This window comes from Candidatus Pelagibacter sp. HIMB1321 (assembly GCF_900177485.1).
GTDB lineage: Bacteria > Pseudomonadota > Alphaproteobacteria > Pelagibacterales > Pelagibacteraceae > Pelagibacter.
This window is the reverse complement of record NZ_LT840186.1, coordinates 743,760-768,224: the sequence shown is the minus strand read 5'-3', so window position 1 is coordinate 768,224 and position 24,465 is coordinate 743,760. Positions and strand designations below refer to the sequence as shown.

At 28.9% G+C, this 24,465-nt stretch carries 31 protein-coding genes; 24 read left to right on the top strand and 7 right to left on the bottom strand.

Annotated elements, in window-relative coordinates; all coding sequences use genetic code 11:
- Positions 1–3: 3 nt before the first annotated feature.
- From B9N70_RS04210 to B9N70_RS04195, 4 genes are read left to right on the top strand one after another with little or no spacing between them, the layout of a single operon-like run.
- Positions 4–891 carry a phytanoyl-CoA dioxygenase family protein gene (locus B9N70_RS04210; RefSeq protein ID WP_085114559.1) on the top strand — a complete coding sequence of 296 codons (888 nt, stop codon included), beginning with the start codon at positions 4–6 and terminating at the stop codon, positions 889–891.
- Between the two features lie 57 nt (positions 892–948).
- Positions 949–1,725: a sterol desaturase family protein gene (locus B9N70_RS04205; protein WP_085114558.1), complete on the top strand. Its 777-nt coding sequence runs from the start codon at positions 949–951 to the stop codon at positions 1,723–1,725.
- Positions 1,726–1,731: 6 nt separating this feature from the next.
- Positions 1,732–1,941 carry a hypothetical protein gene (locus B9N70_RS04200; RefSeq protein WP_085114557.1) on the top strand — a complete coding sequence of 70 codons (210 nt, stop codon included), beginning with the start codon at positions 1,732–1,734 and terminating at the stop codon, positions 1,939–1,941.
- A gap of 41 nt (positions 1,942–1,982) precedes the next feature.
- A complete protein-coding gene (locus B9N70_RS04195; protein WP_085114556.1) occupies positions 1,983–2,516 on the top strand; it encodes a hypothetical protein in 534 nt (177 codons plus the stop codon).
- Between the two features lie 312 nt (positions 2,517–2,828).
- On the opposite strand, the gene B9N70_RS04190 is transcribed toward B9N70_RS04195, so the two are convergent.
- Complete coding sequence (locus B9N70_RS04190) at positions 2,829–3,686, bottom strand: NAD(P)-dependent oxidoreductase (RefSeq protein WP_085114555.1); 858 nt, start codon at positions 3,684–3,686, stop codon at positions 2,829–2,831.
- Between the two features lie 44 nt (positions 3,687–3,730).
- Here B9N70_RS04190 and B9N70_RS04185 point away from each other — a divergent pair, with 44 nt between their 5' ends.
- Both B9N70_RS04185 and B9N70_RS04180 read left to right on the top strand, forming a co-directional pair.
- The gene (locus B9N70_RS04185; protein WP_085114554.1) at positions 3,731–3,910 is read left to right on the top strand and encodes a hypothetical protein; all 180 of its coding nucleotides are present in this window, start codon (positions 3,731–3,733) and stop codon (positions 3,908–3,910) included.
- A 9-nt stretch (positions 3,911–3,919) separates the two neighbouring features.
- Positions 3,920–4,786: an NAD(P)-dependent oxidoreductase gene (locus B9N70_RS04180; RefSeq protein WP_085114553.1), complete on the top strand. Its 867-nt coding sequence runs from the start codon at positions 3,920–3,922 to the stop codon at positions 4,784–4,786.
- Here the strand turns inward: B9N70_RS04180 and B9N70_RS04175 are convergent.
- Entirely contained in the window at positions 4,783–5,883 is a 1,101-nt protein-coding gene (locus tag B9N70_RS04175) for a TauD/TfdA family dioxygenase (RefSeq protein ID WP_085114552.1), read from the bottom strand. The genes B9N70_RS04180 and B9N70_RS04175 overlap by 4 nt on opposite strands.
- A gap of 65 nt (positions 5,884–5,948) precedes the next feature.
- Here B9N70_RS04175 and B9N70_RS04170 point away from each other — a divergent pair, with 65 nt between their 5' ends.
- The 6 genes from B9N70_RS04170 (at position 5,949) to B9N70_RS04145 (ending at position 10,093) form a co-directional block, all read left to right on the top strand.
- Complete coding sequence (locus B9N70_RS04170; protein ID WP_085114551.1) at positions 5,949–6,752, top strand: inositol monophosphatase family protein; 804 nt, start codon at positions 5,949–5,951, stop codon at positions 6,750–6,752.
- Between the two features lie 13 nt (positions 6,753–6,765).
- Positions 6,766–7,680 (top strand): ribokinase, encoded by a 915-nt coding sequence (gene rbsK, locus B9N70_RS04165; protein WP_085114550.1) that lies wholly within the window; start codon positions 6,766–6,768, stop codon positions 7,678–7,680.
- Between the two features lie 39 nt (positions 7,681–7,719).
- The gene (locus tag B9N70_RS04160) at positions 7,720–8,268 is read left to right on the top strand and encodes a tetratricopeptide repeat protein (RefSeq protein ID WP_085114549.1); all 549 of its coding nucleotides are present in this window, start codon (positions 7,720–7,722) and stop codon (positions 8,266–8,268) included.
- A gap of 14 nt (positions 8,269–8,282) precedes the next feature.
- Positions 8,283–9,068, top strand: a complete 786-nt coding sequence (locus B9N70_RS04155) for a type 1 glutamine amidotransferase (protein WP_085114548.1) — start codon at positions 8,283–8,285, stop codon at positions 9,066–9,068.
- Positions 9,069–9,129: 61 nt separating this feature from the next.
- Positions 9,130–9,756 (top strand): SOS response-associated peptidase, encoded by a 627-nt coding sequence (locus tag B9N70_RS04150; RefSeq protein WP_085114547.1) that lies wholly within the window; start codon positions 9,130–9,132, stop codon positions 9,754–9,756.
- Position 9,757: 1 nt separating this feature from the next.
- On the top strand, positions 9,758–10,093 hold the full coding sequence (locus tag B9N70_RS04145) for a hypothetical protein (RefSeq protein ID WP_085114546.1): 336 nt from the start codon (positions 9,758–9,760) through the stop codon (positions 10,091–10,093).
- Here B9N70_RS04145 and B9N70_RS04140 read toward each other — a convergent pair.
- Positions 10,080–11,549 (bottom strand): DEAD/DEAH box helicase, encoded by a 1,470-nt coding sequence (locus B9N70_RS04140; protein WP_085114545.1) that lies wholly within the window; start codon positions 11,547–11,549, stop codon positions 10,080–10,082. The genes B9N70_RS04145 and B9N70_RS04140 overlap by 14 nt on opposite strands.
- 111 nt (positions 11,550–11,660) lie before the next feature.
- Between B9N70_RS04140 and B9N70_RS04135 the strand changes: the two genes are divergently transcribed.
- Positions 11,661–12,044, top strand: coding sequence for a rhodanese-like domain-containing protein (locus tag B9N70_RS04135; protein WP_085114544.1), 384 nt, complete (start codon positions 11,661–11,663; stop codon positions 12,042–12,044).
- Here the strand turns inward: B9N70_RS04135 and B9N70_RS04130 are convergent.
- Complete coding sequence (locus B9N70_RS04130) at positions 12,041–12,541, bottom strand: invasion associated locus B family protein (protein WP_085114543.1); 501 nt, start codon at positions 12,539–12,541, stop codon at positions 12,041–12,043. The two genes, B9N70_RS04135 and B9N70_RS04130, sit on opposite strands and share 4 nt — an antisense overlap.
- Positions 12,542–12,633: 92 nt before the next feature.
- Here B9N70_RS04130 and B9N70_RS04125 point away from each other — a divergent pair, with 92 nt between their 5' ends.
- From B9N70_RS04125 to B9N70_RS04105, 5 genes are read left to right on the top strand one after another with little or no spacing between them, the layout of a single operon-like run.
- Complete coding sequence (locus B9N70_RS04125; protein WP_085114542.1) at positions 12,634–13,083, top strand: YtoQ family protein; 450 nt, start codon at positions 12,634–12,636, stop codon at positions 13,081–13,083.
- An 18-nt stretch (positions 13,084–13,101) separates the two neighbouring features.
- Positions 13,102–13,929 carry a metallophosphoesterase family protein gene (locus B9N70_RS04120; protein ID WP_085114541.1) on the top strand — a complete coding sequence of 276 codons (828 nt, stop codon included), beginning with the start codon at positions 13,102–13,104 and terminating at the stop codon, positions 13,927–13,929.
- The gene (locus B9N70_RS04115; RefSeq protein ID WP_085114540.1) at positions 13,930–14,373 is read left to right on the top strand and encodes a deoxyribodipyrimidine photo-lyase; all 444 of its coding nucleotides are present in this window, start codon (positions 13,930–13,932) and stop codon (positions 14,371–14,373) included. It begins immediately after the preceding gene.
- A gap of 34 nt (positions 14,374–14,407) precedes the next feature.
- Positions 14,408–14,611, top strand: coding sequence for a hypothetical protein (locus B9N70_RS04110; RefSeq protein ID WP_085114539.1), 204 nt, complete (start codon positions 14,408–14,410; stop codon positions 14,609–14,611).
- Positions 14,612–14,635: 24 nt separating this feature from the next.
- The gene (locus B9N70_RS04105) at positions 14,636–15,292 is read left to right on the top strand and encodes a GNAT family N-acetyltransferase (protein WP_085114538.1); all 657 of its coding nucleotides are present in this window, start codon (positions 14,636–14,638) and stop codon (positions 15,290–15,292) included.
- Here the strand turns inward: B9N70_RS04105 and B9N70_RS04100 are convergent.
- Positions 15,289–15,891 (bottom strand): LysE family translocator, encoded by a 603-nt coding sequence (locus B9N70_RS04100; RefSeq protein ID WP_085114537.1) that lies wholly within the window; start codon positions 15,889–15,891, stop codon positions 15,289–15,291. The two genes, B9N70_RS04105 and B9N70_RS04100, sit on opposite strands and share 4 nt — an antisense overlap.
- 48 nt (positions 15,892–15,939) lie before the next feature.
- Between B9N70_RS04100 and B9N70_RS04095 the strand changes: the two genes are divergently transcribed.
- A complete protein-coding gene (locus B9N70_RS04095; protein ID WP_085114536.1) occupies positions 15,940–16,326 on the top strand; it encodes an ATP-binding protein in 387 nt (128 codons plus the stop codon).
- Here B9N70_RS04095 and B9N70_RS04090 read toward each other — a convergent pair whose 3' ends face one another.
- Positions 16,327–16,692: a hypothetical protein gene (locus B9N70_RS04090; RefSeq protein ID WP_085114535.1), complete on the bottom strand. Its 366-nt coding sequence runs from the start codon at positions 16,690–16,692 to the stop codon at positions 16,327–16,329.
- On the opposite strand from B9N70_RS04090, the gene B9N70_RS04085 reads away from it, so the two are divergent.
- Positions 16,661–16,969: a hypothetical protein gene (locus B9N70_RS04085; protein WP_085114534.1), complete on the top strand. Its 309-nt coding sequence runs from the start codon at positions 16,661–16,663 to the stop codon at positions 16,967–16,969. The genes B9N70_RS04090 and B9N70_RS04085 overlap by 32 nt on opposite strands.
- A gap of 2 nt (positions 16,970–16,971) precedes the next feature.
- On the opposite strand, the gene B9N70_RS04080 is transcribed toward B9N70_RS04085, so the two are convergent.
- Positions 16,972–17,964: a type IV pilus twitching motility protein PilT gene (locus B9N70_RS04080; protein ID WP_085114533.1), complete on the bottom strand. Its 993-nt coding sequence runs from the start codon at positions 17,962–17,964 to the stop codon at positions 16,972–16,974.
- A 136-nt stretch (positions 17,965–18,100) separates the two neighbouring features.
- On the opposite strand from B9N70_RS04080, the gene B9N70_RS04075 reads away from it, so the two are divergent.
- From B9N70_RS04075 to B9N70_RS04060, 4 genes are read left to right on the top strand one after another with little or no spacing between them, the layout of a single operon-like run.
- Entirely contained in the window at positions 18,101–19,867 is a 1,767-nt protein-coding gene (locus B9N70_RS04075) for a PilN domain-containing protein (protein WP_085114532.1), read from the top strand.
- Positions 19,867–21,075 carry a LysM peptidoglycan-binding domain-containing protein gene (locus B9N70_RS04070; protein WP_085114531.1) on the top strand — a complete coding sequence of 403 codons (1,209 nt, stop codon included), beginning with the start codon at positions 19,867–19,869 and terminating at the stop codon, positions 21,073–21,075. Before B9N70_RS04075 ends, B9N70_RS04070 begins: the two co-directional genes overlap by 1 nt.
- Positions 21,075–22,691, top strand: coding sequence for a secretin N-terminal domain-containing protein (locus B9N70_RS04065; protein WP_085114530.1), 1,617 nt, complete (start codon positions 21,075–21,077; stop codon positions 22,689–22,691). Before B9N70_RS04070 ends, B9N70_RS04065 begins: the two co-directional genes overlap by 1 nt.
- 27 nt (positions 22,692–22,718) lie before the next feature.
- Entirely contained in the window at positions 22,719–24,464 is a 1,746-nt protein-coding gene (locus tag B9N70_RS04060; protein ID WP_085114529.1) for a GspE/PulE family protein, read from the top strand.
- Position 24,465: the final 1 nt, after the last annotated feature.

Sequence of the window (24,465 nt, the reverse complement as noted above, 5' to 3'; positions counted from 1 at the left end):
TAAATGAAAAAAGAAGATATTTTAAAATTTAAACCTAAAATAATATCTGAAGAAAAAAGATTAGAATTTTTTGAAGATGGTGGAATTAAAGTTGAAAATATTTTAAGTCCTGAATGGCTACAAAAATGTCAAAAAGCAATAAATAATTTTATAAATGAAAGTAGAAACTTAAAAAAATCTAATTCAATCTACGATATTCAACCCGACCATACAAAAGAAAATCCTAAACTAAGAAGAGTATCTAGTCCTTGTGATTATAATGATGATTTATGGAGATTATTAACTGAAGGACCTATAGGAGATGTTGCAGAAGACATTCTAGGTCCAGTAGTAAGATTTTATCAATCAAAGCTAAATTTTAAAAATCCCAAAGGAGGGACGGAAGTAAAATGGCATCAAGACAAACCTTATTTTCCACATACCAATGACTCAGTCATCACAATTGGTGTTTATCTTGAAAATTGCACAGATGAACAAGGACCATTAGAAATCATTAAAACATCTCATCAAAAAGATGTAATTGATCATTATGATAATGGTAAGTGGTTAGGGAATATTTCAGAAAAAAATTTAATTAAAATTAATTTAGATGATAAAAAAATTCTAAAAGGAAATGCGGGATCAATAACAATTCATAATTACAGAACTGTACATGGGTCAAAACCCAACAACTCAGAGTTGCCAAGGCCTCTAATGCTATATGTTTTGAGCTCAGGTGATTCTGTGCCATTTACACCCCAACCCCTAAAATCAAAATATGAACAAGCAATCGTTAGGGGAAAATATGATAATAAGATCAGATGTGATTCTGGAGAATTTATTATTCCACCTAATTGGTCAAACGGTTACTCTTCAATTTTCGCAATTCAACAGAAAGAAACACCTAATTGACAAATATTGATTATTTGTGATATATTACTGATATATTAATAAAAAAAAGAGGTTAAAATGAGTGCAGAAAATTTAGAGCTAAAAAATGCTAATTTTACAAAAGGGCAAAAAGAATTTAGGGATGTTTATAGATCAAATTTAAAAGGTTTTTATAATGGATATGTGCATGTATTATTAGTTTATGCAATTGGCGCAGTAGCACTTTATTATTTCACATCGCACTTAAACAATATTCAATGGTGGGAATGGTTGATTGTGCCGGTAACATTGATTGGTGCAAACATTTTTGAATGGTGGATACATAAATTTGTTATGCATAAACCACAAAATTTTCCAGGTGCTAGAGCAATTTATTCAAGGCATACTTTACAACACCATCAGTTTTTTACTGAAGAAGAAATGAGATTTGCAGGGCCTCATGACTGGAGAGTAACTGTATTTCCTCCATATGCGTTAGCAATATTTATCACATTATTATCTGCACCAGGTGTACTTGTGTTATCATATATTGTTTCACCTAATGTTGGATGGTTATTTATATGTTCAACTACTTCATTTTATCTTCTTTATGAATTTATGCATTTTTGTTGCCATGTTGAGGAAAATTGGTTTGTTAGACATTGTCCATTTATCAATACAATAAGAAGACATCATGCGGCACACCATAATAAAGGAATAATGATGGGTTTAAACATGAACCTAACATTTCCTTTTGCTGACTGGCTTTTTGGAACATCAGACTTAGATAGAGGATTGATTGGTACATTTTTTAACGGATACAATAAAAAATATATTAAAGAGGAAGTATTGGCTGATAAACAAAATCAAAATTAATACTTAATGCCAATAAAGATTAAGATATTTTTAACTTCTTATGTGATTATTGTTGCAATAGGTGTAATACTTTTTGAAAATTTCCTTGGAGATAAATCATTAATTCTATCTATTGCAGCATTAGCTCCTTTAATGATAATTGGAATTTGGATATTTCCAGAAGTTGTTACAAAAAAAACAACTGCTGGAGATGAAGAAAGCTCAGAAAACAATTAGATTAAAATCGAGTATTATTTAATATAATAAATAAATTATTTATGATACCCGAAACAGTAAGAGAGCATCTTGAAGAGTATATTTGTCAAGAAGTGTATGTTCAAATAGCCGTCATTAAAGGTAAAGAAAAAGGTACAACTAAATCAGCAATTAATAAATATTTTAGCTCAAATCATTTTAAGGATTTATCTGACGGCAGACCTTATGATCATTTTATTGATGGTCTGAAGGATAAATGTCTTGTTAAATTAATCAATTCACCCATGAGAGATAAAGAAACTGAAGATGAGGTGATTAAAGAATTACAGTCAAAGTTGAATAATTTAAGCGAAGACGAATTAAAAGACACATATTGGGAAATTGAAACAGGTGAATATTTATCAGGTAAACAAGTTAAAGAACTTGAGAATGAAAGAGATCAAATGATTAAACAATTAGATCTTGAGAATAATTCAAATAAAACTGATGAGGTTTATGAAACTATAATTAGGTTTTGTAAAAAATATGAAGTGCTTTGTACTAAAAAATATCCTGAAGCACCTTTACCTTTAGAAATTTTGAAGTCTTTTAATTAATTTGAGAGGTTCGCTCTTTCAGTCTCTTCACCAAAAGAGCTCCTCTATGTTGCCTCTTTGGCATTTAAATCCGATTGGATTTTTGTTTTCGTTTTTTCGTATTTGAAGATCTTCAGTTATGTGTCAGGTGGTGTAAGTTTAATCATAATAACCTCCTTATTTATTAAGTTAATTATAATTAAAACTTTTATCAATTAATTTATTTTAATTTTATGCAAATATATTTCTTGAATACAACCTGATGCTTTAGTAGGTTCCCGATATCAGAATTTACTTCCCTTTAAACGAGAATACAAAAAGTTTTTTTAAAAATTATTTTTTATTTATTAATTCACTAATAAAATTTTCACCATAACCATCATCAACAGCTTTTTGAAAATAGTTTTTATTTGTTTCTGCAACTTTTTCTGCTTCAGGGAAATTTTTTAATAAATCTTGTATATAAGTTAAATCTTTGACTGAGTTTTTTGTAGTAAATTTAAAACCAGTAAAATCTCCTTCAAGTAAATTATCAAAAACTCGATTTAAAGCTGCTGAATTGCCTGACCCTAGTTTAGCAACTTCAAATAATTTTTTCATATCGAGACCAAATTCTTTTCCCGTTTTTGCTAAATGATTGATTAGAGCAGCATTTCCTAAAGTTAAAAAATTATTTAATAATTTTGATTTAGCTCCCATTCCAACCGGACCAAAATGAAAGTAATTTTTACAGAAATTTTTTAAATATGGCTCTGCAATTTTAAAGTTTTCATCAGAAGCACCAACAATACCTCCTAAAACACCCTCTTCAGCTTGGACAGGACCACCCATTACAGGACACTCTATATATCTAATATTCTTATGTTTATAGATTTCCTCTGTTTCAATAGATCCAGTTTTATTATGAGTTGTAATATCTATAACTAAACAATTATTACTTAGTATTGAGGATAATTTTTCAGCAATTTCTTTTGCGATTGGTGTATTTGTTACACATTTAAATAGTACATCTAAATTTTTATCTTTAAATTCATCAAAATTTTTAACTTCAATTGCACCTTCACTAGCTATTTTTTCAATTGGTTCTCGGTTTTTATTTGCAACAACAAATAATTTATGACCTGCTTTTAAAATGTTTTTGGCTATTCCATAACCCATGTAGCCAACACCAATGAAGCCAATATTTTTCATATTATCAAGTTTACATGATTAATGAATATGTATAAAGTTTATTCATGAAGTACTTATGTGCATTAAAAGATTTATTAATTAGCCTTGTTGCATCTACAGTAATAATTTATGGATTAAATATTGTTGCTGGGTTTGCAGGTGCAGATTATACATTCACTAATGGTGAAGCCTTTATAGTTTGGATCTTAATGGCGATATTAGTTAATAATTGTTTGAAGAGATAAATCTTTCAAATGAAAATTGCATTTATTGGCACTGGCCTTATGGGCTATCCAATGGCCAAAAATCTTCTTGAAAAAAATTTAGAATTGAATGTGTTTAGTAGAACAATTGAAAAAGCTAAACCTCTAGAGAAATTTGCCGCAAAAATATCAAATTCGTTGAGTGAAGCCGTGAAAGGTGTTGATGTGGTTATTACAATGCTAACGGATGATGATGCTGTTGAAAAAGTTTTAAGTGACCAAGACTTTCAAGAAAATTTAAAAAAAGGATCAACTATAGTTGATATGTCATCGATCAAACCAAAAATTGCAATTAAATATGGAAAACTTTTAAAAGATCAAGGTATCAATTTTTTAGATGCACCAGTTTCAGGAGGAACCATTGGCGCTGAACAGGCAACCTTAGCAATAATGGTTGGAGGAGATCAAAAAGTTTTTGATCAGATTAAAGATGTTTTAAAAGTTATGGGAAATCCAACATTAGTAGGTCCTATTGGAAGTGGGCAAGTATCAAAATTAGCCAATCAAATAATTGTAGGGATAACCATTGGTGCTGTTGCCGAAGCAATTACTTTATGTGAAAAAGCAGGAGTTGATGGTAATAAATTTATTAAAGCTTTAGCAGGTGGGTTTGCTGATGGTAAAATTTTGCAAAATCACGGTAAGAGAATGATTGATAAAGATTTTTCTCCAAAAGGCAAAGTATCTACTCATTTAAAAGACATGAATAATATTTTAGAGTGTGCAGGAGATCTCAACACTCAATTACCCATATCAAATTTAATTAAGGATATGTTCAAATCTTTAGTTGAAAATGGAAATGATAATGATGACCACAGTGCACTTTATAAAGAAATTGAAAGAAGGAATAAAAATTAATTATTAAATTTTCTTTGAAGATGTTTTAACTTGCCTTCAGTACTGTCATAATCAATATAACAGCCTTGTAAAAACCTTTTTCCTTCATTAGCATTATAAGTAGTTCTGCCATGTAATAAGCGATGATTATCCATCATCAACAAATCTCCAGGTGATAATCTAAATTCAATTCGATATTGATCAGAATTATAAAGTTCAGATATTTTATTTCTTGCTGAATAATAAAGTTCTAATTTATTTTTTTCCATTAAAGGAACAAAATCTAATCGTGGACTAAATCTTACTTGTTTAAACTTTTTGTGCTCATCTAATTGAATCATTTCAGCCCAACTATCTAAAACCACAGTATCATCTACGAATTGAAATCTTATCTTTGTTTTAGTTAAAACTTCATAATATTCTTTATATTTTTCTCTAAGATCCTCAGTCACAGTATAACCATCAACTAATGTTGATAAACCTCCAGAAACTTCATTTTCAATACAATGTAACATTTGAATGCAAGGAACTGGATTTCTGTAAGGGTTGTCTGTATGAGGTGCTAGAGGTAATGATGTATACGCTAAATCATTTGGATTTGGTTTTGATTTTACATCAAAATATTCACCAAAGTTAGTTCGTCTGATACTACCTATAGAATTTGCAAATTTTACTAGAAAATTATTTTCTGTTGGCACATCTTTAAAAATCACAAATCCATATTGATAAAATTTGATTAATGCATCATGCATTAATTTATCTTCAAAAAAGTTTTCATTATATTTAAAGTAATTAAAATCTTTTAAAGAAGAGTTCCATTTTACTTTTTCTATTAATTTAATGTCATTATCATTTGCAAACTCTTTTAAAATACTTTGGATAGCTATCTTAGTAAAAGCACCATCATCAAAAGTTACTTCTAAAAAATTATCTATAATATTAAGTTTCTTAATTTTGATATCATTTTTTAACTCTGTTGGATCGAATAGTCTTTGTTGGGTTCCTTTATCAAGGTATTGATCTCCATTTACTCTTTCTCTTAACCAAAAAGGATGAATCTCTTTCTTTGAGCCATCTTTCTCAAAAAAAACTTTATTTTCTGATAATTCAATTTTCATAGAAGTTAAGATGATTATTTAAAATTTGTCTTTAATCAATATCAATTAAATAGTATTAGAGAGATGTGTCAGATATTAAATCATCAGATTATAAAGTATTTTCAAGATTTGTTGAAAATTTAGCAAAGAAATTAACTAAATTTTATTACTTAAAACTTAACAAAAAGTTTGTTACCTCTAACAAGATCAAGGGCAAAGGATACGATCCAGTAACAACTGCTGATAAAGCTTTTGAAAAGTTTATTAGAAAAGAAATTAATTCAAAATTTCCAAAGCATCAAATTATTGGAGAAGAATTTGGTCATCAAAAATCTAAAAGTGACTTCACATGGGTAATTGATCCAATTGATGGAACAAGATCTTTTGTAATAGGAAATCCTACTTGGAGTAATTTAATTTCTTTAAATTACAAAGGTAATCCAATTGTGGGACTTGCTAATTTCCCAGTATTGAAAAAATATTATTTTAATTCATCAAATAAATCCTCTTTTGTTGTTGAAAATAATAAAAAGAGAAAAATTAAAGTTAATAACAAAGTAAAATTTTCTAATATGAAAATGTCAGTTGCATTTCATGGTGGCATTTCTTTAGATCAACAAAAAAAAATTCCAAAAATATTAAAATTGATGCAATTTCCATGTGTAGATGCATTAAGTTATTCTCATTTTGCTGAAGGAAAATTAGATGTTGTTATTCAATGTTCTAATAAAATTTGGGATATACATCCATTGATACCAATTATTGAAGCTGCAGGTGGAATAGTATCAACTTGGAGTAACAAGAGTGCAGTTAAAGCTGGTAATATTATTTGTTCAGCAAATAAAAATATTCACAATCAGTTAATAAAAATATTAAAACCGGTTTGTTAAAAATTAATTTTTTATGTCTAATTCTATTACCGTATTAGGTATATTTGTTGCAGATCTTTGTTTTATTGGAAAAAAAATACCAAGTATTGGACAAACTCAAATTGGAAATGATTTTCAAATAGGACCAGGTGGAAAAGGATCCAACCAAGCAATTACAGTTGCTAAGCTAAATGGGGATGTAAACTTTATTTCAAGACTGGGGGATGATGAATATGGTCATATGGCTTTAGAAATTTATAAATCAAATAATGTTAAAATAAATTCTGTACTTTTAGATAAAAATGAAAAAACAGGCGTTGCTGGAATATTCATTGATGAAAAAGGGAATAATTCTATAAATGTTATTCCTGGTGTAGCTAATAAAATTTCCAAAAAAGATATTGATAATAATCTAGATACAATAAAAGATTCTAAAATATTTTTAACTCAATTAGAAATATCAACTGATATTACAATGTATGCTTTAGAAAAAGCAAAAGATTTTAATTGTATTACTATTTTAAATCCTGCTCCTGCACGCATTATAGATAATCGGTATTTTAAATTAATTGATTTTTTTACTCCGAATGAAAAGGAAGCAGAATTTTATCTTAATAAAAAGATTGAAAATGAAGAAGATATTAAACAAGCAGCAAAAGATTTGTTAAATTTTGGAATTAAAAATGTGATTATTACCCTTGGAGAAAAAGGGGCTTTCTTTAAAAATGATAAGGAAGAATATTTTTTAGATGCATATAAAATGACAGATAAGGTTGTTGATACTACTGGTGCGGGGGATGTTTTTAATGGTGCTCTTGCGATTGCTTTATCAAACAATAAATCGGTTAAGGAAGCTATAATATTTGCGAATAAAGTTGCTGCAATTTCTACAACTAAATTAGGTGCTGCAAATTCAATTCCTACAATAGATCAGATTAATTCCAAATAATTAAAAGAAATTTTTAATTTTTTTTGATAGTTTTTAAAAGTGAAAAAAATAATTACATTATTTATTAGTTTATTATTTTTAACTATCAGTTCAAAAGCGAATGATAGAGACATTCAGTTAAACCGTTTATTCAATGAACTAAAAATTAATAATGCAGCTTTAGTTTATGGAACTGAACAAAAAATTTGGAAAATTTGGAGCACCCACCCAACTGACGAAAAACTTACATTAAAATTATCGAAGGGTACAAATCTTATGCAGGGAAATACTTTATCAAAAGCAATTGAGATATTCTCAGATCTTATTGAACTAGATCCAAATTGGGCCGAAGCATGGAACAAAAGAGCAAATGCTTTATATTTAATTGGTGATTACGAAGGATCTCAAAAAGATATTAATAAAGTTTTGGAGTTAGAAAATAGACATTTTGGAGCTTTAGCTGGACAAGGTTTGGTTAATATTAAATTAGAAAATTATGAAATAGCAATTGAAAGTTATGAAAGAGCTCAAGAGATTTATCCTGCTATGCAGTCTCCAAAAGTTATGATTGAGCAAATAAAAGAATTAATAAAACAACAGTTAATTTAGTGTATTAACAAAGAATGAGTTTAAATATTTTAATAGTTGAAGGTAATAACCCAGAAGATTCTAGTGTTTTTATTGAAGCTGCAAAAGCAAGTTGTTCTGAAAATTTAAAAAATCTAGTGCAAAAAATAGAGCCATTAGCTGAAATAAAAATCATTAACCCTTCCAGAGATAATGAAACAAAAGAAGCTTTAGAAAATTTAAATCAATATAAAGGAATTATATTCACAGGTGGAGCCATGAGAATTAATGATATGACAGATGAAATTAAAAAGCATATCAATTTTGCATCTAATTGTTTTAAACACGGAAAAAAAATTTTAGCTATATGTTGGGGTTTACAAGTATGTTCCACTGCAGCAGGAGGAAATGTTGCACCCGCAAAAAATGGTGCCCACATAGGTATAGCAACTGACGTTAAGATCAATGATGAAGGTAAAAAAAATTTAATATACAAAAATAAAAGACACATTTTTACAACTCCTGCATTTAATTTTGATGAAGTAATAGAATTACCAGAAGGTGCCAAATTATTATCTAGTGATAGTATTAATAGAGTAATGGCAATTTATTTTAAATCGGGTCAATCAGAGATTTGGGGATTACAATATCATCCTGATTACGAGTATTGGCAAATGGTTAATTTATCTAATGCAAGAAAAGACAGGTTACTAAATAACAATATTTTTAAAAATGAAGATGAGTTTGAAAAACATGTTAACTATATAAAAGAACAAGATTTAGATTTTGATAATAGAACTCATGAAGTTAGAAATTGGCTTGATAATCTAAAAGCAAGTTAATCATAAAATTATCGAACGATTTCTTTGTGAATCTTCAAATTTACTAGTATTATATTTTATTATGTGTGGACGTTATGTGATTACAAGCCCTGTTTCAAAAACTGATAAATTAATAAAATCTGCAATCCAGATTGAAGATAATGAAAATTATAATGCTCACCCATATCAAAAGCTTCCAGTTATTAAAAAATATAAAAATGGTAATACTTTAGAAAACTTAAAATGGGGATTAGTACCTAGTTGGGCAAAAGACAAAGATTTTAAAGCATTAATTAATGCAAGATTAGAGACAATTGATGAAAAAGTTTCTTTTAAAAAATTGATTAAAGATTTTAGATGTGTTGCAGTTGCCGATGGATTTTATGAGTGGAAAAGGGAGGAAAAAGAAAAAACTCCTCATTATTTTGTAAGAGAGGATAAAAAACCTATTTTCTTTGCTGGTATTTATGAAAGTGATCAGTTTTGTTTAATTACAGAGGAAGCGTCAGATAATATAAAAGAAATTCATCACCGTCAGCCAGTGATATTAAATCAAACAGATGTTAATCGATATTTAAACTTAGAGTTATCTGGTTCAAATTTTTTAAAAGAGGCTAAAAAACCAAACTTAATTTTTCATGAAGTATCAAAAGATGTAAATAAACCAACAAATAATACCGCTTCTTTAGTTCAACCCTTAACTAATTAAAATGATTTTTTTTATAAAGATATTAATAGCCGCAAGTATAATTTCATTTGCAAGCTGGCTTTCAGGTCAATATCCAAAGTTAGCAGGATTTATAATAGCTCTTCCTATTGCTTCATTAATTGCAATTATCTTTTCATATTATGAGCATCAAGATGTTGAAAAAACTATAACCTTTACAAAGAGCATACTGATAGCAGTGCCTGTCAGTTATTTATTTTTTATACCATTCTTTTTCGCAAATTTATTAAATATGAATTTCTGGCTTATTTATCTAAGTGGAATATTTCTGCTTGTTGGTGGATATTTCATCCACAAATATTTAATTACCTTTTTTTAAATTTTTTAAATTTAAAACTTTTAGGTCTTTTTCTATTTTTAAACTTTTTTTTGTTTTTAAAAGAGGATTTTCGATCATCATTTGATCTTGGGTTTTCATCATCTTTTTTACCAAAATATTGAGGATTATTAGTATATCCAAAAGGTTTTTTCTTATCTTTAAAGTTTTTCTTTCTATTATCATTTTTCTTTTTAAAATTTTTCTTTCCATTAAAACTGGTCTTTCTATCATCATCTTTTTTAAAGAGCTTCTTTTTCTCTTTAAAGTTTGACTTTTTATTATCTCTAAATCTTTTGTTTCTATTAAAAGAACCTTTACCTTTTTTTCTACCTCTAAAACTTCTTTTTTGTTCCCTGTCTCTTTGTGGGGGTTTGTAGTTTGGATCAATTAATTTACTAATTGAATTCCACATTGAACGATCACTTGGAGTTAAAAAGGTTAAAGCAGATCCTTCTTTACCTGCTCTACCAGTTCGTCCAATTCTATGTACATAATCTTCTGGTACTTGTGGTAGATCGTAATTAATAACATGTTTGATAACAGGAATATCTAATCCACGTGCAGCAACATCAGTTGCAACCAAAATTCGACTATTACCATTTCTAAATCCATTAATTACTCGATCTCTTTTACTCTGTCTTAAATTTCCATGAATAGCATCTGCTTTATGACCATCAAATTTTAATCGTTTTACAATTTTATCTGCCCCATGTTTTGTTTTAACAAATACTAAAATTGATCCTGATCGCTCTACTAATTGATTTATTAGTTCGTGATATTTTTTATCCTGTGTAATTTCAAAAGTTTCTTGTTTAATTTTTTCAATTGGAGTTGATAATGAACCAACTGAAATTCTTTCAGGATTATTTAGATATTTTTGAGAAATACTTAATATATTATCAGGTAGAGTTGCTGAAAATAATAATGTTTGATGATCTTTTGGAACATAGTTTAAAATTTCTTCTATTTGGGGAGTAAATCCCATATCGAGCATTCGATCTGTTTCATCGAGTACTAAATAATTTACTTTAGATAAATTTAAACTTTTTCTCTTTAAATGATCATTAATTCTTCCAGGAGTTCCAACTATAATTCTTGCACGTTTGCCAAGTTTTCTAAGTTGTTTTTGCATGCTCTCACCACCAATTAATAAAGCATTGCCAATCCCAATTTCTCTTACATTTAATTTTAAAACAGTTGCCATCACTTGCGTTGCAAGTTCACGAGTTGGGCAAACTATTAATGCCATTGCATTTTTATCTTTTAAAAGTTTGTTAATCATTGGAATTGTAAAGGCTAGCGTTTTACCTGTTCCTGTTTGGGCAGTTCCTAAAATATCTCTTCCCGTTAAACTAATTGGAATTGATTGACTTTGAATAGGAGTTGGAGTTTTAAACTCTGCAAGCTCAATTGATTTTTTTAGCTTATTTTCTATTTGTAAATCTGAGAAGTTCATTGATGGTGGGAAAGGTATAAATATATGTATTTTTAATGCGCTTATATCTTTAATAATAGATAGTGCAATATAAGAAATTGATTATAAAATTTTTTGATATAAATAATACCTATGACAATCAAATCAGCACAACAGTTAGTCCAAGAAGCTTATACTGAGGTTAAAACAATCAATACTGATGAGGCATTAACACTAGTTAAAGAGAACAAATGTAACCTAATTGATATTAGAGACGTTAGAGAATTAGAAAAAGAGGGAAGAGTTGAAAACTCAATTCATATTCCTAGAGGCATGTTAGAGTTTTGGATAGATCCAAATAGTCAATATTTTAAAGAAGGAAAATTAGACCTTGATAAAGAAATGGTTTTATTTTGTGCTGCAGGTGCAAGATCTGCGTTAGCCGCTAAAGCATTACAGGATATGGGATTTGAAAAAGTATCTCATGTTGAAGGTGGCTTTGGTGCAATTAAGCAAAGCAATTTTAAGATTGTTTAATTAGAAGCAATTTTCTTAAATTCTTTACTAAATCCGCTTAAACCAAGATTGATATTTATTTTTTGGCCATTAGGTGCAACGTACTCTAAATTCATTTCATTACCTTTTTGAAATTTACTTAACGTTTCATCCTTAACCCTCATGCTTGTGATGCATCCATTTTGTCTACAAATATTAAAACCATACGGTTTTTCACTAATAAATTTTCCATCAAAGCCAATTTTAACTCCTTGAGGTATTGATGTTCCAAGAGGACTAATTAAAACAAATCTTACATCATCAGAACCTGATCTTGTTTGCATTGCAATAGTAACTATCTTTTGTTTCATTTCTTTATCTACAAACACACTTCTTTCAAGGACACATTGTTTTTTATCATCTGCAGAACAATTACTGATCCATTCTCCTTCATATAATTTTGAATTTTTTTCTTCTGCTAGTAAGTTTATCGGAGCAAAAAAAGTTATAAAAATGATTAGAAATCTTAAAATTTTCATCAGCTCACTGGTAGACCATACATTGTATAATTCAACCGTTAATCTTGTTAAATTTCTTCAATCGGGTTATTTTGGTAAAAAAAAGGATTAAAATGTTGAAAGTTTATTTAGCTGGTGAAATTCATACGAATTGGCGAGAAGAAATAATTGAAAATTGTAAAAAAGAAAATTTAGATATCAAATTTTCATCTCCAGTAACGGATCACCCATCATCTGATGATTGTGGAGTTGATATTCTAGGCTCTGAAGAGAAAAATTTTTGGAAGGATCGAAAAGGTGCAAATATCAATTCAATTCGAACTAAAAAATCTATTAAAGATAGCGATGTCGTTGTTGTTAAATTTGGTGAAAAATATAAGCAATGGAATGCAGCATTTGAAGCAGGTTATGCAGCAGCATTAAATAAATCAATAATTGTAATCCATAGCGATGATCATCAACATGCTTTAAAAGAAGTTGATGCAGCAGCTTCAGCTGTTGCTACAGATCAAATGCAAGTTGTTAGAATTTTAAAATATGTTTTAGAGGGAACTTTAAAATAATTATAATTTTTTTTAAGCATGAAAAAAATTTCTATCAATTTAAAGACTAATAAAATTATCGTTATTGGGGGTATTTATTCTAACATTGAGTCTTTCAAGAAATTTTTAACATTAATTAAAAAAACAAAATTTAAGAATATTCCTATTATTAATACGGGGGACATTTTCGCTTATTTTTCTGAACCAAATAAAGCCATTGAATTAGTAAAAAAACACAAAATCGTATCTATTATGGGTAACTGTGAAGAGTCTATTGCATTTAACTCAGATGATTGTGGTTGTGGATTTAAAAAAGATAGTACTTGTGATTTATTAACCTCTCAGTGGTATCCATATTCTAAAAAAAATATATCTATTCAAAATAAAAAATGGCTTAAAAAATTGCCTTATGAAATCATACTAAAATATAAATCAAAAAAATATTTAGTCTGTCACGGTTCTCCTAGAAAAATTAATGAATTTATCTTACCGTCAACAAGCAAAACACTAATAAAGAGTTTGATTAAAAATTTTAATGGAATTATTGCTGGTCACAGTGGAATACCATTTACAAGATATTTTAAAAAAAGTTTTTGGCACAACAGTGGTGCAATTGGCCTTCCTCCTCATGATGGTACGAATAGAGGATGGTATTCAATCATAGATCTAGAAAAAGATTTAATTGAACACAAATCTTTCTCTTATAATTATTTAAGAACTTTTAATAAGATGATGAAAATTAATCTTAATGTCCATTATACAAAAACACTAAAATCAGGTTATTGGCCTAGTACTGATATTTTTAAAAAGTATGATCTAGATATTTTAAATTCAGCAATACCACGTCAGGGCTTTATATTTAGATAAATGAAGAAAATACTTTGGTTTAGATATGATTTAAGAATTGAAGATAATGAAGCTTTCAATAAAGCTTGTATAGGTGGTGAAGTTTTACCTATCTTCATTTATGATAAAGAATATTGGAAATTAGAAACTTCTAGCTCATTTCATTTAAATTTTACCAAAGAAAGCTTAGATGAGCTTAGTAATGAGTTTCATAAAAAATTTAACATAAAGTTATCTATATTTTACGGTAATACTATTGAAATTTTAAGTAAACTAATTAATGAATTCAAAATTACAGACATATTCACTAATCAAATTTTTAGAAATAAAAATACATTAGATTTAGATCAAAAATGTATTCAGTTATTTAATGACAAAGATATTAAGTGGCATCAGCTTCAACAGTTTGGTATTCAACTTGAAAATAGAAAAAGAAATTATTGGGAAAACCTGACATTATTTTAGATTAAATATTTCTTTTAAATTAATATCAAAATTAATGGCTTGGTATAACTTAAATAACACAGATCCTATTGCTAAAGAATTCAGTAAGCAAAAAAGAATTGAGCGATGTGGATTTTGTGGTCAGGAAAAAGAAATTAGAACAGATAAAAAGATATATTTTTCAGAATTTGAAATAGAAGACAGACCTATTTGTTTTCATTGTTATCATCATCACAGTAAAAAAGCAGTTGCTGGATAAAATTATGTCAAATACTAATTAGCAATGTTAGGAAAAAAAATTAAATTCAAACTTCCTAAAGTTCCAGGTAAAAATTTTTTAAAAGGTAAATTTGTTACTCTAGAGCCAGCTAATCCATCAAAGCATACTAAAGATTTATTTGAAACGTTTAGTTTAGATAAACAAGGTTTGTTATGGAAATATATGCCTGATGGACCATTTAAAAATATTAATCAATTAAAGCATTATATTAAAAATACAGATTGTTTTTTTTATGCCATTTACTCAAAAAGGCATAAAAAATATTGTGGGTTGGCATCTTATCTAAGAATACAACCAAAAGCAGGTTCAATAGAAGTTGGTTATATTACCTATTCTCCAATTTTAAGAAAAACAGTTGAGGCAACTGAAACTATGTATTTAATGATGCAGAATGTTTTTGAGACACTTAAATACAGAAGGTACGAATGGAAATGTAATAATGGAAATGCAAAATCCAAAAATGCTGCCTTAAGATTAGGTTTTAAATTTGAAGGTGTATTTAGACAAGCAGCAGTGATTAAAGGAAGAAATAGAGATACCGCATGGTTTTCAGTTATTGATAAAGAATGGAAAAAATTAAAAAAAGGGTATTTAAAATATTTATCAAGCAAAAACTTAGATAAAAACTTAATTCAAAAAAGAAGTTTAAGATTTACTTAAAATCTCAAACTTAATAACCATAAAGATCCTATCATTAAGCAAGTACCTGATAATCTGCCAATTAATGATAAATCTTTTTTAAAGAAATTTTCTTTCATAAAATTTACAATCACTGCATAAAATCCATCAGAGATAAAACCTAAGATACAAAATATAATTCCAAAAGTTATTATTTGATTAAAAGGGTCTTGGTTTATATCTAAAAATACTGGAATAAATGATCCAATAAATACAATCATTTTAGGATTGGACCATAAAACTAAAAAACCCTGGATATAGAAGTTTTTTTTCTCAACATTCGGTAGTTTGATATTTAAATCTTTTGCATTTTTAAACATGCTAAAGCCAATATAAAATAGATAAAAAATACCAATCCACTGAACAATAATTAAAAAAAGATTTAGTTGATTATTTAAGAAATCAAAACCATAAGCATATAAAACAAACATAGAGGCAGATCCTGTCACAGTACCTAAAGTGGTTTTTATTCCTGAGATAAAATTATATCTTAGAGTATTAGCAATAATAATTGAGACCGATGGACCTGGAACCACCAGTAATAAAAAAGTTGCTAGTAAGAAAGGTATAAAAGTTTGCATGAAATTTTATGATAATATTAATTATAAATGTGATAAATCATAGAAATAATGATTTTAGAATTTAATTCTGACCCTGCTGAGCTAAAAAACGTTAGACAAAAAGTTGAAGATTTTTGTAAAAAAAATCAAATTAAAGTAAATATTTTAAATATCAAATTAGCGATTGATGAAGCGGTACAAAACATAATTCGCTATGCATACAAATTTGATAAAACAAAAAAGATAACCATAAAATTAGAAAAAATATCTGGAGATAGTTTTAAAGCAGAGATTAGAGATTTTGGTCAACGGGTTCCAATAGATCAAATTAAACATAGAGCATTAGATGATATTAAACCAGGTGGTTTAGGTGTGCATTTTATTAAGAGTATTTCTAAAGAAATGGCATATGAACATAAGGATGAAGCTGGAACTTTATTAACTTTGGTATTTTAATTACTCTTCTTTTAGAAGTTTTGGCTCAGAACATTTGTAAAATTGATTAGAGCCCCTTAGAGATTTTTGCAACATCGCTAATTCTTTTGAATTTTTGCTGAATGTTACATTAGTTTGAAAGCCACCAATGTTGCCCTTTGAAGAAAAAGATGACGGTGTTTGTCTATCCATTTTAAAGTTTACTTTTGTTTTAGAATTATTGATTTTTGTTAAAATAACTTGTTGTCTTTTATTTGAATAAACCCAAGTAGTTGTATTTTTATTATTTTTACAACTTAACTCATAAATATTTGCATTAGAATTTTTAGGAATAAAAGCTATAATTATAGTAAATATGATTAAGTTTAAAAAAAATTTAGATAGCATTAAATTATTTGTTATTGCTTTTTTTGCATTTTTAGCTGCTCATTATTTTTATAATAATATCATAACGAAGTCTACTGCTAGCAATATTAAATTTATCGATGTTGAAGTAGAAATGAACGGTAAAGTTAATCTAAATTTAAACTGTAAAGGTTCAAATAATCCAAATCCTTCAAATGTTAATAGAGGCCTTGGAGAGAAAACAGAAAATAACTGTGTAGGAACCGGAACTTTCTCAGCTACTATTCCGCAACAACGATTTACTGAAAGTCCTAATTAGTTTTATTCAACTAATTTTTTTAATTTTAAACCTTCCAAACATTTTTCCATCGTAAACATTCCATCTTTAGCAGATGTTTGAAGTGTAGATTGGATTTGTTCTGTTTTACCTTCTCTAATCAAATTTCTAATTGCAGGTGTGCCGGTCATTACTTCATGACAACCAATTCTTCCGCCACCTTTCTTTTTTAAAAGTTGTTGAGACATTACTAATCGAATTGATCCAGCTAACATCGTTTGTGCTTGTTCTTTTTGCGCTGGTGGAAACACATCTAAGATCCTTGTTATAGTTGATGAGGCACTACTTGCGTGCAATGTTCCAAAAACTAAGTGACCTGTTTCAGCAGCAGTTAATGCTAATGAAATAGTTTCAAGATCTCTCATTTCACCAACTAAAATTACATCTGGATCTTGTCTTAATGCAGATTTTAAAGCTTTAGCAAAACTTCCTGTATCTTTTCCAACTTCCCTTTGGGAAATAATACTTTTTTTTGCAGGGTGAACAAATTCAATAGGATCTTCAATAGTAATTATATTTTCTGCTCTGTGTGAATTGATTTGATCAATCATTGCTGCAAGAGATGTAGATTTTCCTGAACCTGTTTGACCTGTGACAAGAACTAAACCTGTTTTATGAGTAATTGCTTCATGAGCTGCAGGGGGTAAACCAAGTTTTTCAATGTTTGGTATTTCACTAATAATTTTTCTAAGAACCATACTAGGTCCATAAGAAGAATAATAACCATTTGCTCTAAATCTTTGTCCATCGACAACGACTGCAAAGTCTAAATCTCCATTTGTAATTAAGTAATCGTATTGAGCTTTATCTAAAGATTGTTTCCAAAATGACTCGATGTCTTGTCTCGATATTATATCATCACTAAAAACTTTGATCTCACCATTTTCTCTGATTGCAAATGGTTGATTCGATCTGATGTGAATATCAGATAAATCATAATTTTTTGGATATGTTTTTAATTTATCATGTAAACTCATTAATGTTTTGATGCTCTAAAAGTAACAGTTTTTCAAGTTTTTTTTACTGTTGATCTATATATAAAGTAACACAACTAATGCTTGTGTACCGATTCGCTATTTATTATTGTGATTCTATTAAGCTTTTTAAAAATTTATGATTGATAAACTTGGCCCACCAATTGCAAAAGCATTTGCACCAGTAATAAAAATGTTGGGCAATTACCACTCTAAAAAAGAAAAGGTTATTGGAGTAGTTTTTAAAGATAAGTTTATTCAAGCAGCAGAAATTTCATATAAAAAAAATACTTGTAAAGTTGATAATTTTACAAACCAACAAATAGCAGGAATTGGTGAAGATCAAGATTTTCTATCAGCAACCACATACTTAAGTGATCAAGTTAAAAATGCTTTAGATTCTATTAAGACAAAAACAAGAGATGTTGCAATTTCACTAGATACCTCCAAAGCACAAATTTATAATTTACAAATCCCTATAATGGATCAGGAAAGTTTAACTGAAGCAACAGCCTTTGGTGGTTTTTGGGATCAGTTTGATGAAACACCAGAAAGTTTAGAAGAGTTTGAAACAAGTTACTCAGTAGTGAACACAAACGAAGAACTCGGAGTTATGGATGTTGTTTTAGTTACTATGGAAAAAAAATTTGTTGAAGCCTATTCAAATATTTTTAGATTAGCAGGTTATAATCCAGTCGTTATAGATTTAGCGCCGTTTGCACATGTTAATGCTCAAGGGATTGTTCTTGGCAAAGAAGGTTTTGAAACCCCTAACGTAATCTTAAATTATACGAAAGAAGAAAAAAGTATTACCATTTGTTCAAGCAAAGGTTTTCAATATTCTGAGCTTAACATTATTGAAGCTGACCAAGTGTTATTAGATACTGTTGAAGAAGTAGATAGTATAGAAAATGAATTTTGGGATGAAATTTTTGAAAGATTAGGCTCACAGATTAAACAATATCTAGTTGAGTATGAAACAAAATATGAATTTGATCCAATAAGCATTATTACAATTCTAACGGATAAGATAAAAATTAAAAATGTTTCAAAAGGAATTGAACGTCAATTAGGCGATGTAATTGTAAAACATTACAACCCAGAAGAAACAGTTGAACTTTCAAATGATGCAAAAAAATATGTAGATAGTCTATCTAATAAATCACTTGCATCTGAAGCAATTGGTATTGCATCAAGAAAACTTAATTCATTTAATATCGAAACTAATGAGATAATGTCTATAAATTTATTATCTAATTTTAATCAGGTGAAAATTAATAGACGTTCAAAATCCTTAGGTAATTTTTGTTTGATGATATCAATGTTATTTATTTTAGGTTTTGTTGCTCATGTTTTACCATTTAAGATTTTAAAAATTTCTAATAATTCTTCAAAAATAACTGCAGCGGCAACACTCAAAGAAGATCTAGAAAGCAAACAAAGTTTGTTACAAGGTTACAACGCTAAAATTCAAAAGATAAATGAAGATACAAGAATTGCAGCATCACTAGGTTCTAATTTAAAAACAACTGCAAATCTTTATGCAAGTTTAAGTCAAATAGTTCCTAAAGATATAAGATTAACTAATTTTGGAATTGAAGAAAAAAATAATATTTTATTTTCAGGGGTTGCAAAGAATGACCAAGCAGTGGTTAACATGATGAATAATTTTTCAGATAATGAAGTTGTCAGTGACAGTAAAATTGAAGCAATGGTAGAGTTTACTAATGAGGATAGAGTAGCGCTTTATACTGTTCAAGGTCAGCCTGTTCCAAAACTAGAAGATTTACCAAAAGAAAAAATATCTAAAAAATTTAATTCAAGACTATCTTTAAAACCTGTTGATGATGAGGTTTTTGATGATGAAGCGATGGTTATGAATTTGTTAAAGGCAGGTAAAAAATAATGCTGTTTAGAATATTATTAATATTTCTTATAACTTTATTTCAAAGTAATTCTTATAGTGATCCATTTACCAATGAAATAGGAATTACAAGACAGCCTGAAGTGGTTGAAGTAAAGCCAGAAGAGACAATTGAAGTTGAAAAAGAGCTAGTTGCTGAAAATGATAATAATGATCAAGAGATTAATGAAGAGCAACCAATTGAAGCTGAAGAAACAATTGAAGTTGCTGAAGCTGAACCTCAGGATACTGAATTAGTTACTATTTTAAATATTGATCCAATTGTTGCTTATTCATTAAAGGACTATTTATTAAAAGGGGTAGCATTAAGTAAAGAGTCTGAGCATAAATTTCAAAGAGCTAAAATTAGAAAATTTGACCGGGCAAAAACACCAACAACCCACACTATTTTAGAAAATGAAACAGTTGAACAAATTGCATTTAGATATGGTTTTTCTTTAAGAGAAATAGAATTAGCAAATGCAATTTATCCTGGATCTAGAAAATTAGTTATGGGAGATAAAATTGTAATACCAAGTAGATTTCATATTGTTAAAGAAGGTCAAAACCTAACCACTATTGCAGACAGATACAATTTAAATGTAACTCAATTAGCATCTTATAATGATCTTGATGAAGAAAGCATTTTGTTCATTGGCGATAAATTATTGTTACCTTTCTTTATTCACGTAACAAACATGAATGAAACAATTGCAGATATTGCTGGACGATATGAAAGAGAAATTGATGAATTAATTCAATTTAACATATTCGAAGAAAACACAGTAGTGCTAAATGAAAATCAATTAGTGAAGATACCAATTTATGCTAATCAAAATATTTCTTATGAAAACTTAGATAAGAAAAGTATTAATGATTTTCAAATAGATAGAAAGAACCTTGCAATCATAGCAATAAGTAATAGTGAATTTATGGTTAGAGAGGGAGGCAGAATAGGAAACAGAGACGGTGTAATAGTTTCAATTGAAAAAAATAGAATGATTGTTTTAGAGGACAATATTGAATATGAGTTTTTAATTAATACTCCAATTGTAGGAATGGCAATTGCATCTTTACCACAATCAAATACTGATGAATTGATTAATGATGAAGTAAACAATGATGACATAAATAATGAAAATCAAACAGACAATAATGAAAATAATAATGAAAGTGAAACAGTAACTAATGTTGAGGATTTATTTAATTAATGAATAATTTTATTAGATTATTTTTGGTCTTATCGCTTTCTTTGCTGTTGGCTAGTTGTAGCAGTTCGAAAAGACCTAAAATGGCTTATGACCAAAAGGATAAAGGGGCTGTTCAAGAAATTGAGTCTTTCAACGTAAAAGCTAGTGCAGAAAATTTTAGAAAAACTGCAGAGCAATTTAATCAAGACTCAAATGAAATTTTAAATAAAAATAAAAAAGAGGAAAAACTAGTAAGAAGAATCTCTTTAACGGAGGGTAAGGCGCAAGAAAAAAAATCGTTAAAACTAATCGATAGAAATTTAAAAATTAAAAATTTAGAAGATACTGAAGTAAGTTTAAAGCTTAATAATATGAATATAAGATCAGCTTTAAAATTATTTGCTGGGTTGGTTCAAAGAAACATAATCATAGGTAACGAAGTTAATGGTGAAATAACTATAGATTTTGAAAATATAAAATGGGGTTCTGCTGTTTATGCTATTTTAGATATTAATAGTTTAATAATGACAGTTGATGAAGATTCTGGATTATTGAGAGTTCATACAAAGGAGTTTTTTGCTGAATTAGAAAAATCTAAAATAGATAATACAATTGAACAAAATAATAATTTAGCTTCTCTAGAAATTGGTGGCTCAGTATCAAATGATGGTGATAGTGGTGAGCCCATGATTACTGAAATATTTAAAGTATTCTATCAAAGCTCAACAGATCTAGTAGAATCTCTTGGGGAAATAATGGGTGAAGCAGAAGGTTTTACGATGGTTGATGATGAAAAAAATAATCAAATTGTAATCACAGGAACTTATGCACAGCTAAATCAAGCAGAGAATATTTTGAATAAAATTGATTTAGAAAAAAAACAAGTAATGATTGAAGCTTATATTGTAAATGCAACTGATGGCTTTAACAAAAACTTTAGTGCAAACATTGATGCATTGAATGCCTCAGCAACTAAAAACGGAAGTGATAGAATAACTTTTGCAGGAATTGATACAAACCCTAGCAACACTACTTCAGTAGAACCTGTTACTGACTCGAGTCCCGAGGCTATATCCAATACAGATTTATCAGACGCAGTCAATTTGGCAGGAGGAGCATTTTTGCTAGGAAATATAGGAATGACAAAGATCAAAGCTGTAATTACAGCCTCAGTAAAAGACTCTAATACTGAAACAGTTTCAAATCCAAAACTATTTGCTATGGATGGTGAGTCAGCAACTCTTACACAAGGTACGACTTTGTTAAAAGTAATTCCAGCTTCCGGTGATGTTGCAGGTTCTACAGTAGAAATTCCACAAAATTTAAGCATCACGGTAACTCCAGAAATTGTAGGAGAAAGTAGAGTAAAAATTGAATTAACCCTTGCAAATGATGCACCAGGTGAAGACGCAGGTGATGACGTTGTAACCAACGAGGAATCACTTACTTCTGTAGTTCAAATTAATGCAGGAGATGTGGCTGTCCTTGGAGGTGTTTACAAAAATACTAGAGAAAATAGTGAAACTTATGTGCCGTTCTTCTCAAAAATTCCACTACTAGGAGCATTATTTAGACAAACTACTGATAAAGACGATAAAACTCAACTGTTGATATTCTTAAGTGCAAATGTTGTATAAGTTATAATTTTTATTATAACTTTATACATGCCATCAATAAACCCTGAAATTAGTGTAAAAATTTCAACCCTACTCAAAAATAGTGGAAAAATATCTGAGGCTAATTTTAATGATGCTAAAAAGAAGTATGACGGCAATGGTAAAGCACCCCTTGGAATATTAGAATATTTAATCAACGATGATTTAGTTAGTGAAGACGATATTGTTGCAGCAGTTTCAAGAAATTATGCTTTAAGAAAAATTATTTTATCTGAGCAAACTGTTAAAAAAGAAGCTGTAAAAAAACTTCCAAAAGATTTTATCATGGAAAATGAAATGCTGCCTTTTGAATTAAATGGTAGGATTTTAAAAATAGCTTTATTTGATCCAACTAAATCTACCTTAGCTGGTAAAATTAAAAGTATGACAGGTTGTAATGTAGAATTATATGTTGCAAAGCCATCTAATTTAGATCAAGCATTAAAATTTAAATCTGTAATAGAAGCAACACAAGAGGCCTCAGCAAATACTCAAGCTCAAAAATCATCAGCTTCAAAACCAAATTTGAATGTCAAGGTCCCAAGTGTTAAAATTACTCAAGGTGAAAATGCTGTTGTTGAGTTTGTTGATAAACTTTTAAATGAGTCTTTTTTTAGTGGCACCAGCGATATTCATATTGAAATTTTTAGAAGAGGTGAAGCACGAGTAAGATTTAGGAAAGATGGAGTTCTTCAAGAGCAACTCCAATTCAAAGAGTTTTTGATGGAAAATTACAATGCGGTAATTACAAGATTAAAAATTATGTCTGGTTGTGATATTTCAGAAAAAAGATTACCTCAAGACGGCAAACTTCAATTTAAAAATCCACAACCAAAAAATGAAGATGATGTGGATATAGATGTTAGGTTTTCAGTAATCCCAGCTAAAGAAGGTGAACGAGTGGTTATGCGTTTACTTGCTGCTGGACCTGATTTAGGATTAGAACAGATTGGTTTAGACAAGGAAGATTATGATAATTTAGTTACGGCTATTACTGCTCCGCAAGGGATGGTTTTAGTAACCGGTCCAACTGGAAGTGGTAAGAGTACAACTCTTTACGGATGTATTAAAAAAATAAATAGTCCTGGCACCAATATAATGACAGCCGAAGATCCGGTTGAATTTTATTTAAAGGGTGTCGGTCAAATTCAAGCTAACAATGAAATTGGTTTAACATTTGAAGCCATCTTAAAATCTTTTTTAAGACAAGACCCAGAAGTAATTTTAGTTGGAGAGATAAGAGATAAATCAACTGTTGATATTGCAATCAAAGCAGCATTAACGGGTCACTTATTACTAAGTACACTCCACACCAATGATGCAGTTTCTACAGTTGTTCGATTAGTGAACATGGGAGTACCAAGTTTCATGGTGGCCTCTGCATTGAGTTTGATTGTTGCTCAAAGATTAGCTAGAAAAAATTGTTCCGCATGTCTGGTAGATGATCCAAAAGCAACTAAAGAAAGTTTATTACAACTTGGTTTTAAAGAAGAAGAGTTAAGTACATTTACACCCAAAATGGGTGAAGGTTGTGCTGAGTGTAATAACACTGGCTATAAAGGTAGACAAGGTATCTATGAGGTTTTGAAAAAAACTCCAAACTTAGAGGCAGCAATTTTAAGAGATGCAAGAGGTGATGAGATGTTGGAAGTTGCGGTTAAAGATGGATTTAAAACTATGCAAGTTATAGGCAGAAATTTTATCAAAAAAGGTATATTATCTGTTGAAGAATATTCAAGAATCTTGGTAGTTTAAT